This window comes from Kitasatospora sp. NPDC028055, assembly GCF_040637885.1.
Lineage (GTDB): Bacteria > Actinomycetota > Actinomycetes > Streptomycetales > Streptomycetaceae > Kitasatospora.
Genome location: NZ_JBEZXE010000092.1, coordinates 1 through 8,961, shown reverse-complemented (window position 1 = coordinate 8,961; position 8,961 = coordinate 1). Strand labels below are relative to the sequence as shown.

The following is an 8,961-nucleotide window of genomic DNA, read 5'->3' as shown; positions in this document are numbered from 1 at the left end:
GCGACGTGGCCGACCGCTTGTCCGGCGAGGTCGCCGCTGCCGGTGAACCCGCCGCTGACCTTGCCGAGGAAGCCGCCGGTCACCGCCGAGGCCAGGACCATGGTCAGGGCGCTGGCGGCCCAGGGGAGCCAGACGGAGCGGGGCTTGAGAGCGGCGAAGGTCCGGCCGCTGCGGAAGTAGATCACCATGGCGGTGATCGACATGGTGGCGAACCCGAAGGCACTGCCCGCGCGGGTGACGGTGTGGGTGAAGTCGATCAGGTTCATGAGTCAGCTCCCAACGATCCAGGTGGAGATGAGGTCGCGGACGGGGGCCGCGTAGAGGGTGCCGGTGACGGTGGCGATCAGGGCGATCGCGAGCGCGCGGCGGATGATCGGGCGGGTCTTGGTCATGGCCACGGAGCCGTAGATGCCGGCCATGACGGCCATGCCGATCGCGGCGGACGGGCCGTAGCGGTCGAGCAGCGGCGTCACGGCGTGGGTGGTCCACCACGGGCCCAGGACCGCGCCGGCCGCCACGGTGGCGCCGGTCTTGAGCGGGTGCTGCGGCCGCAGCGAGCGCGCGGACCGCTTCACGCGGTCCCAGTCGACGGCGTTGTGGTGGTCGGAGGGCAGCTCGCGGATCGGCTGCGGCGGGGTGTGCTGGTCGTAGGTCACTTCCACACCCCCCGGCGGATCAGCTCGCACACGCACACGACCGTGATCGCCGCGTCGACCAGCAGGAAGAACAGGCACAGCAGGTAGCCCACGGGGTTCTCCTTGGGAGGGGCCCGGCCGGGGAGGCCGGGCCCGGGCGGGTCAGGACGAGCGCCACCAGGCGCGGACGGGGTTGGCCTCCAGGGCCGTGGTGCGGCGGGTCTTGGCGTCCATGGCGGCGTGGCCGGCGCGGTCCGCGTCGCGGACGGCGGCCGCCCGGCGCTGCTGGCCGGACTGCTGCGGCTGGGTGGTCTTCCGGCGGAACATCAGTGCCGCCTCCCGATCAGGCCGGTGAGCACGAACGGCTGGGACTCGTAGATGCACATCGCGCGGAACTCGGCGGGCCACTGCCCGTCGGCCGAGGCGTCGGTGACCGAGATCCGGCTGCACCAGGACTCGCGGATCAGGCCGGACACGACGTCCAGCGGCACCGGGGTCTCGGTGCGGTAGGCGACGCCGCCGGCGCCGTCACGGCGCACGACGCCGACCAGCGGCAAGGTGATGAACGGCTTCATCGCGCACCGCCCTTGCCGGTCATGCGGTCCAGGTGACGGCCGGCGGCGCCGGAGGCCTGGGAGCGGTCCTCGGGGGTGATCGGGGGGACGGGGGTAGCGTGGGCCATGACTGGCACCTCTTCTCGGAGGAATTTCCGCTGGTCACAGCCCCGCCCGCGATCTGTGAGAGGTGATCGGGCGGGGCGCTTGTGACGGACACTTGCGCTACATAGGTACCTAGGTACTACGCTGTGGTACCGAGGTACTACAGCACTTTGTAGCAGCAATCCTCGCGGTCAGGCAAGGGCCTTGACCGACCGTCACAAGCTCAAGGGAGGCGTTCGAAATGGCGCCCGAATCCGTGGGGTACCAGGCGATTGCGGACCACTACCGCAGGCTGATCGCCGACCGGCAGATCGTGGACGGGCAGAAGTTGCCCTCCGTCCGGCAGATCGCCGACAAATGGGGAGTTGCCACCAAGACGGCGCAACGGGCCCTGCGTGCACTCCAGATGGAGGGCTACGCCTCTCCGGTGCAGGGCTTGGGCTACCAGGCCGCCTTCCGCCCGCATGACTTCGCCACGTTGCGGGTGCGGGTCGACGGCACCCGTCAGCGCGGCGAGCAGTACGCGGCCACCGATGAAGCCGTCATCCTCTCCGCCGGGCTGACCCGCACCGGCGGGCACGAGGCAGACATCCTCGGCATCGAGGCCGGTGCCCAGGCGATCCTGCGCCGTGGGCTGGTGCGACGCGGTGACCGCGTCATCCGCATGAGCCACTCGTGGTTCCCCGCCGAGCTGGCGGACCTGGTCCCTGAGCTCCTCACGACCGAGTCCACCCCGCCGGGCAACGTCGCCCGTATCGAGGCGGCGACGGGTCGGCGTACGGAGATCACCCAAGACCACTTCGCGGTGGACCTGACCAGCCTCCAGCACGCGGAGGCCTTCAACGTGCCGCAGGGACAGCCGGTGCTGGAGCGCACGACGGTCCGGCACGACGGGTTGGGTGTCATCGAGTACGGCACCACGTGGTGGCCGCGCGGCGTGGTGCTGGCGGTCGAGTACACCGCCAGGCCCGACGACCAGGCCTGATCCGACCCCAGATACGAGAGTGGGCCGCCCGGCATGCAGCGCCGGGACGGCCCCGTGATCCACGGAGGTACCCGTGTCCCACGTCGTTCAGTATCCCCTGGTCCGCACGCCGGGGGTGGTCCGGTGATCAGCACCAAGACCATGACCCGCGCCCAGGTCGACTCCGCCGAGCGGACCCTCAGCTTCGGCACCTGGTTCATCACCGCCGGGGCGATCCTCTACAGCGTCCTGACCGTCACGCCGTTGGTGAAGTCGGTCAGCCCGGACGGCTGGGGCTGGACCGCCCCGGTCCTCCCGCTGGTGGTCGACTCCGCGGTCGTCATCGTGATCCGGCTCGACTCCACCGTCGCCCGCCTCGGCGGCGATGCCGGGGCATGGCCGGCCATCCTGCGCTGGCTCACCGGCCTGTTCACGCTCCTGCTGAACGTCGGTTTCTCCTGGCTCAACGGGGACTGGGTCGGCGTGGGTGTTCACGCCGTCGCGCCGGCCCTGCTCATCGCGACGGGGGAGGCCGGCCTCGCGTACCGCCGGGCGATCACCCGGGCACTCGACCGCCTGGAGCGTGAACACCAGCAGCAGCTGGCCCGTGAACAGGCCGACCGCCTCGCCCGTGAACAGCGCGCCCGCGAGGAGCGTGACCAGCAGCGCGCGGACGACGAGCGCCGTGAACGCGAGGCCCGTGAACACCAGGAGAGGCTCGACCGTGAACGGGCCGACCGCGAGGCCTCTGAGCGCCAGGCCGAGCGCGACCACCAGGCGAAGCTGGAGGCTGACCGCCTCGCCCACGAGGCTGCTGAACGCCAGGCCGACCGCGACGCCCAGAGGCAGCGCGAGGCCCAGGAGCGGGCCGACCGCCTCGCCCGTGAACAGCGGGACCGGGACGAGCAGGAGGCCCGCGAACGCGCCGATCAGGCCGCCCGTGAACAGCGCGAGGCCGACGACCGCCGACGCAAGGAGGAGCGCGACCGCGCCGCCCGTGAACGCGCCGAGCAGGCCGCCCGTGAACAGGGCGAGGCCCAGGAGCGGGCCGACCGTGAACGGGCCCGCCCGGCCGTGAAGGTGTCGGCGGTGAACACCGTGAACACGACGGAGGCCGCGAAGATGACGGAGGAGAAGGCCCTCGCGTTCATCGCCAAGAACCCTGGGCTCAGCGTCCGCGAAATCGCCGACGCGACCGGCTGGTCCATCGGCTGGGTGAGCACCAACCGCAAGCAGCTCGCCGCTGCCGCGTAGGAGTAGACCGCTGTCGGGCGCCCGCCGAAGGGCCGGCGCCCGGCCCGACCGGAGGAGAATCCCCGACCGTGACTACCTACCGCGCCCAGCTCGCGAAGAACGCGGACGGCACCTGGCGCCTGTTCGTCGTCCTGCCCGGCCGCGTCGCCGACTGGCCCACCGAGGAGTTCGGCACCGCCGAGATCCCGACCGTCGAGGCCCGGGCCGAGGCCCTGGAGATGCTCGGCTACGAGGCCCCGGCCGGGGCCGTCACCTGGGACTGGGCCGAGGACGTCGATGACGACGGCTCGGTGCTGCTGATGGCGGCCACCGAGGTCCGGAAGGCCGGCTGACCGAACGGCAGAGGCCGGGACGCCAACCGCGTCCCGGCCTCTCTCAGCACTGCGAAATCCCACCGGCCCCATCAGCGCGTTCCGCAACGCTGGACGCTTGCGGCAGGGCAAGATCGGACCCTAGGAACGGCAAAGGCCCCGGTGTCTCACCACCAGGACCTCGCCTTGCCGGACCTCGTCAGCTCTCACACATCCGAGGCCCATGAGCCTCGTTCTCGCCAGATCCCGAGGACTCGTTGACCAGCGTAAGCGATACGGCCCCACCCTCGCAGCCTCTCCGCTCCGTGCGTCTCCCGAAGCGGCCGAAGTGCGCGATGTGCCAGAAGCGGATCACCAACGCGCCTGGAGGGCGGACCAAGACCTACTGCACCGATTCCTGCCGAAAGCGGGCAAAGCGGATCATTGCGGGCGAACTCGGACGTAATGGATCGTCAGTATCCGAACCAACGTCCGGATTTGAAACCGGCATTTCCGCAGGTCAGGGGCCGGTTTCGGGCCGCGAAGCGGACCAACTAGGTAAAGGGTTGACAGAGTTTTCCGAGAGCGGCGACTCGCAGGCATCTCCCCAGGTGGCGACTCGGGCCGCGACCCCGGCGCCGGTGCGGCGCTGGCAGGGCCGGAAGCTGCTCAACCGGATCTCGAAGCACGGCGCGTGCGCGGGCTGCGGGCGCCGGGTCCTCGACCCGGACACCGGGGTGATCCACGCCCGGTCGAGCAAGGGCTACGCGGTCACCATTGGCCTGGTGCGGTGCGGGCGGATCTGGTTCTGCCCGGAGTGCTCGGCGGCGATCCGCCGGGGCCGCACGGAGGAGCTCAAGACCGCCGCGCTCCGGCACCTGGCGGCCGGGGGGACGCTGGCAGTCATCGTGCTGACCGCCCGCCACAACCACACGACGGAGCTGGACAGGCTCTCTGACGCGCTGTGGGGCGCCCAGATGGTCGGCGCGGACGGCTCCCCGGTGCGGGACCGCTCCGGCAAGGCCCGGCGCGTTCCTGGGGCCTACCAGACGATGCTGACCGACCCCGCGTTCTACGGGAGGCCGGAGGCCCGCAACCGCTGGACGCGCAAGGACGGCTCGGTCGGCGAGTCGATCCGCCCGGCCGAGCCCGGCATCCGTCACTCGATCGGGTACATCGGCATGGCCCGGGCCTCCGAGGTCACCCGCAGCCAGGCCAACGGCTGGCACCCGCACATGAACCTGCTCGCGTTCCTGGGCGCCACGGTCGACGGCACCCCGGCCAACGGCACGCTCGACCCCGAGGGCTACTTCGAGCCCACGGAGGAGTCGCTGACCGAGTGGGAGGACTGGCTGCGCGACCTGTGGGCCCGCACCCTGCGCAAGGCCGACCCGAAGTTCGAGCCGTCGACCGAGTGCGGCATCCCGGACTGCAAGTGCCGGGGCAAGGGCCACGGCGTCATGGTCCAGATCGTGAAGTCGCCCGACGCGGCCGCGCTGATCGAGTACCTCACCAAGGTGCAGGACGGGAAGCCCCCGACCGACTCGGTGCGGGGCGACCTGGACGCCGCCGGCGGGGCCGCGCTGGAGACCGCGAACGCCTCCAGCAAGACCGGCCGGGGCCGCAAGACCATGACGCCGTTCCAGATGCTCTACCGCCTGTGGGACCTGGAGGTCGCCGAACTCGACCCGCGCCAGGCCGAGGGCTACGGCACCGCCGCGCAGTGCCGCGCCTGGTGGGCCGAGTACGAGACCGCGATGGCCGGGCGCCGGGCGATCGAGTGGACGCGCGGCCTGCGTCGCCACCTCGGCCTGGTCGGCGACGACTCCGAGGAGCAAGACCTCCAGTACGTCTACGAGCAGCAGAAGCCGGACGACCTGACCGGCGGCGTCATCATGACGCCCGACGCGCACGCGACGGTCGTCCAGGCCGACGCCGAGATGGACGTGAAGGCGGTCATCGAGGCCGAGTGCTACGAGTCCGCGGCCGACTTGGTCGCGGGCCTCGGCGGCCGCCGCAACCACGTCCGGATCGCCACCGCCGAGGAGCTGGCCGAGATCCAGGAGGCGTTGTTCGCCCGGGTGATCGCCCGCCGGGAGGAGCTGGAACGCCAGGCCCGGATCGCCGAGTACGAGGCGGACCAGGCCGAGCAGGAACGCGCCCAGTTGCTGGCCCGGCTGAACGGCGACGGCGACCGTCCGGCACGCACGGATCGCGAAACTGGTACCAGTAAGCACTAACTCGCTGACGCTCCGAACCGCCGGGAACGGGCGGAGCAAGCTATCGCGCAAGCCGGGCCTACGGGACCGGCTCACGCAGGCCTGCGCCGAGGACGGCCAGGCGGTCGGCGAGGGCGCCGGCCTTTTCTCCCCCCGGTGCCCCCGCCGGACCCGTGGACCGTCCGATTGGACGGTCCACGGGGATAGCTCGCTGCTGCCGGAGCGGCGCCGCAAGGAGTCCTTGCGGCACAACTTGCTCCGCCCGATGGGCGGTTCACAGGCCCCGGTTTCACGCGGTAGATGCCGGTAGCGAGTTAGTGGAAACTGTCGCAGTTTCCGCTCGCCGGACCGGGGCCGAGCGGCCGTCGACGGGGCGGCTCGACGTGCTCCTGGTGGACGTCGACGGCGGCCTGGTCCTCGACGGCGGCCGTCGCTTCGACGGGCAGTCGGCGGGCGCCGGCGGTGTGCTCGACGCCCTGGTCGTCGTCGTCGGACCGGACGTGCAGCGGGCGCCTGTGAGTACTCATCCGACCATGATCCCGGACACCAGAAAGGCCGCCCGTGGGCGGCCTCGTATCGTCGCGAAGTGACGATACCTTAGCACTCAGAATGATCTTGGTTCGGAGATGCAAGAGCTGTCGCAGACGTGGGGTCGTCGCCGGGGTCAGCTCGAAGTGCATGAGGTGTGGTCGTTCTCGATCTTGGATTCCCTATCACGTGATAGGGCTGCCGTCGGATCCGTGATGCAAGGGCCTGAGGTTGGTTGGCAGCTGCTCGTGCTCCTGGTGGTGTTCGTCGTCCTGGTCCTCGTTGTGGTGCAGCTGCTCGCGTACGTGAATTCGGTGACGTGCCGTACGTGAACCGGCGGTCGTCGGCCAAGCAGGCCGGGCTCGATCCGGGCGGCCAGGAGTGGGCCGGGTTCATGTTCATCATCGAGTGCCGGCGGGACCGGTCGGCGGGTCCAAGGCGCGCGTGCGTCGTGCGCGCGCGAGGCGGAATCCGCGGTTGCCCGGGAACGGGTTCGCTGGCCCTACCGGGGCCGGCCTTTTCGCCCGGTGCCCGGCCATCGTCCTTGACCCACGGGGGTGGGCCGTGGCGGGACTCCCCGGTGGGCGGCAGCTTGTCCGCACCACGGCCGCCGGGGGCCCCGACCGTGCTTCCAGGTCGGTTACGTGTGCGCGCGGCCGGTGAGGGGCCCCCAGAGGCCGTGGTACGCCCCTTGGGGTGCCGTCCGCCGGGGAGTCCCGCCATACGGTCCACGCCCGCCCCGTCGCACGCCGCACAAGATCGCCAGTCGCCCCGGCTCCCCGGAGGTGGTCGGGGGTCTGGGGGCAGCGCCCCCGGGATCGGTGACGGTTGGTGACGTTCCCTCGGCGGCCGTCGCCCGGCAGCCCGGGGCGGAGACAGGAGGGCGGCCGGAGCGGACGGCCGCCGGGGGCCGCAGCGCGGCCCTTGATCCAGTAGAGAAAGTTGTAACAGCGGGCATGACTGAGCCCCCGCCGGCGGGTGCTGGCGGGGGCTCCGGTTCTTGATCGACATCCCCTCTCGGGGAGCGGTAAATCTGGCGGTAAAGGTAAACGGTAAACGGCTGGCCTCGACGTTTACCCGTTTACCCGGTGGCTGCGCCCTGGTGGGGGAGGGGCTTGGAGAGGGGTACTCCCCCGGCCTCCTGGTCCTGGTCCTCGGTCAGGTCGGGGACCAGGTGGGCGGGCAGGGCCGGCTGATGGCCGAGGGCCTCGCCGAGCTTGTCGTAGCGCACCCCGAGGCCGCTCTCGCCCTTGATCTTGACGACCTCGACGGGGATTCCGGCGTCACGCAGGGTGCCGGGGAACGTCTTGCTGGTCGCGCCGAGGAACTGGCCGGACTGCTGGAGGCCGGCGAGGAGGTCGGCGACGTGGACGGCCTTCGCGCCGCCGAGGTCGGCGATCGCGACGGCGCGTTCGACGTGGCGGCGAAGGTCGGCCTTCCACTCGCCGGGGTCGGCTGCGGGGCCCTCCGGCTCGACGACGGTCGCGGTGACCGTTGGCAGGACGAGTGGGGTGGCGGCGAGCAGTTCGGCGGGGACCGGGCGGAGGCCGAGCTGGAACGGCTTGTCGCCGCGTATCACGCAGGCCGCCGCTCCGCCGAGCACCGACCACAGGAAGACGGTGCCGTCGATCACCCAGCTCCCGGCGATGACGGCGCCGGGGGCCAGGGTCAGGACCATGCAGCGCACGGCGGCGATGCGGTGGCGCCGGTGGCGGATGTGGCCGGGGTCGAGCGCCGGCACCTCGAAGTCGCCGAGTGCGCTGAGGGCGGCGCCGTGGCGTTGGGCTTCGAGGTCCGCGGTCTGCAGGGCGGTCATCTGGGCGGGGACCAGGCCGCCGTCGCGCTCGGAGATGCGCCGAAGCTTCGTGGCCTTCTTCTGGGCGGCCTGGGCAAGGCGGGCCTGTTCGGCGACGGCCAGGGCGTGCGCTTCCTGGCGGGCCTTGACGATGCGGCGGGTGATCTCCTCGGCGCTGACGTTGTGCCCGCCGGCCCAGTGGGCGAGGGCGAGGACGAGGTGCTGGGCGCCGCGCTGGGCGCGGACGATGGTGGGCCCGGCCATCAGCCGATCACCTGCTCGCCCAGCCACGTGAACAGCGGGACGCCGGCCATCGCGGCCCAGCCGCCGATCGAGGAGGCGATGCCCCACGTCGCGCCGGTCACCGCGCCGGACAGGGCCAGCGCCCGCTCCCGCCAGGACTTCGCGTACCAGAGGAACAGGCCGAGGCCGACGACGAGGATCAGGACGAGCCAGGAGCCGGAGTACCCGAGCACCTCGCTGGCGGAGACGTCGACGGCGCCGGCGCCGTCCTGGCCGAGGGCGACGTGGCCGACCGCTTGTCCGGCGAGGTCGCCGCTGCCGGTGAACCCGCCGCTGACCTTGCCGAGGAAGCCGCCGGTCACCGCCGAGGCCAG

General features: G+C 71.7%; 11 protein-coding genes. 4 read left to right on the top strand and 7 right to left on the bottom strand.

The window, feature by feature from the left end:
• The 4 genes from AB0F71_RS39475 to AB0F71_RS39460 all read right to left on the bottom strand — a co-directional run.
• Positions 1-266, bottom strand: a 266-nt coding sequence (locus AB0F71_RS39475) for a hypothetical protein (protein ID WP_360246039.1), incomplete at its 3' end; no start/stop codon positions are given.
• Between the two features lie 3 nt (positions 267-269).
• Positions 270-656 (bottom strand): hypothetical protein, encoded by a 387-nt coding sequence (locus tag AB0F71_RS39470; RefSeq protein WP_360246036.1) that lies wholly within the window; start codon positions 654-656, stop codon positions 270-272.
• Between the two features lie 141 nt (positions 657-797).
• Positions 798-962 carry a hypothetical protein gene (locus AB0F71_RS39465; RefSeq protein ID WP_360246033.1) on the bottom strand — a complete coding sequence of 55 codons (165 nt, stop codon included), beginning with the start codon at positions 960-962 and terminating at the stop codon, positions 798-800.
• A complete protein-coding gene (locus tag AB0F71_RS39460) occupies positions 962-1,210 on the bottom strand; it encodes a hypothetical protein (RefSeq protein ID WP_360246030.1) in 249 nt (82 codons plus the stop codon). Before AB0F71_RS39460 ends, AB0F71_RS39465 begins: the two co-directional genes overlap by 1 nt.
• 325 nt (positions 1,211-1,535) lie before the next feature.
• Between AB0F71_RS39460 and AB0F71_RS39455 the strand changes: the two genes are divergently transcribed.
• The 4 genes from AB0F71_RS39455 to AB0F71_RS39440 all read left to right on the top strand — a co-directional run bounded on the left by AB0F71_RS39455 (position 1,536) and on the right by AB0F71_RS39440 (position 6,042).
• Positions 1,536-2,279 carry a GntR family transcriptional regulator gene (locus tag AB0F71_RS39455; protein ID WP_360246027.1) on the top strand — a complete coding sequence of 248 codons (744 nt, stop codon included), beginning with the start codon at positions 1,536-1,538 and terminating at the stop codon, positions 2,277-2,279.
• Between the two features lie 123 nt (positions 2,280-2,402).
• On the top strand, positions 2,403-3,512 hold the full coding sequence (locus AB0F71_RS39450) for a DUF2637 domain-containing protein (RefSeq protein ID WP_360246024.1): 1,110 nt from the start codon (positions 2,403-2,405) through the stop codon (positions 3,510-3,512).
• Positions 3,513-3,580: 68 nt separating this feature from the next.
• The gene (locus tag AB0F71_RS39445) at positions 3,581-3,844 is read left to right on the top strand and encodes a DUF6303 family protein (protein ID WP_360246021.1); all 264 of its coding nucleotides are present in this window, start codon (positions 3,581-3,583) and stop codon (positions 3,842-3,844) included.
• A 524-nt stretch (positions 3,845-4,368) separates the two neighbouring features.
• Positions 4,369-6,042: a replication protein gene (locus AB0F71_RS39440; RefSeq protein WP_360246018.1), complete on the top strand. Its 1,674-nt coding sequence runs from the start codon at positions 4,369-4,371 to the stop codon at positions 6,040-6,042.
• A gap of 293 nt (positions 6,043-6,335) precedes the next feature.
• Here AB0F71_RS39440 and AB0F71_RS39435 read toward each other — a convergent pair whose 3' ends face one another.
• From AB0F71_RS39435 to AB0F71_RS39425, 3 genes are all read right to left on the bottom strand, one after another.
• Positions 6,336-6,548 carry a hypothetical protein gene (locus tag AB0F71_RS39435; protein ID WP_360246015.1) on the bottom strand — a complete coding sequence of 71 codons (213 nt, stop codon included), beginning with the start codon at positions 6,546-6,548 and terminating at the stop codon, positions 6,336-6,338.
• A 1,082-nt stretch (positions 6,549-7,630) separates the two neighbouring features.
• The gene (locus tag AB0F71_RS39430) at positions 7,631-8,608 is read right to left on the bottom strand and encodes a hypothetical protein (RefSeq protein ID WP_360246012.1); all 978 of its coding nucleotides are present in this window, start codon (positions 8,606-8,608) and stop codon (positions 7,631-7,633) included.
• The coding region (locus tag AB0F71_RS39425; protein WP_360246009.1) for a hypothetical protein at positions 8,608-8,961 on the bottom strand (354 nt) is incomplete at its 5' end. The genes AB0F71_RS39430 and AB0F71_RS39425, both read right to left, overlap by 1 nt.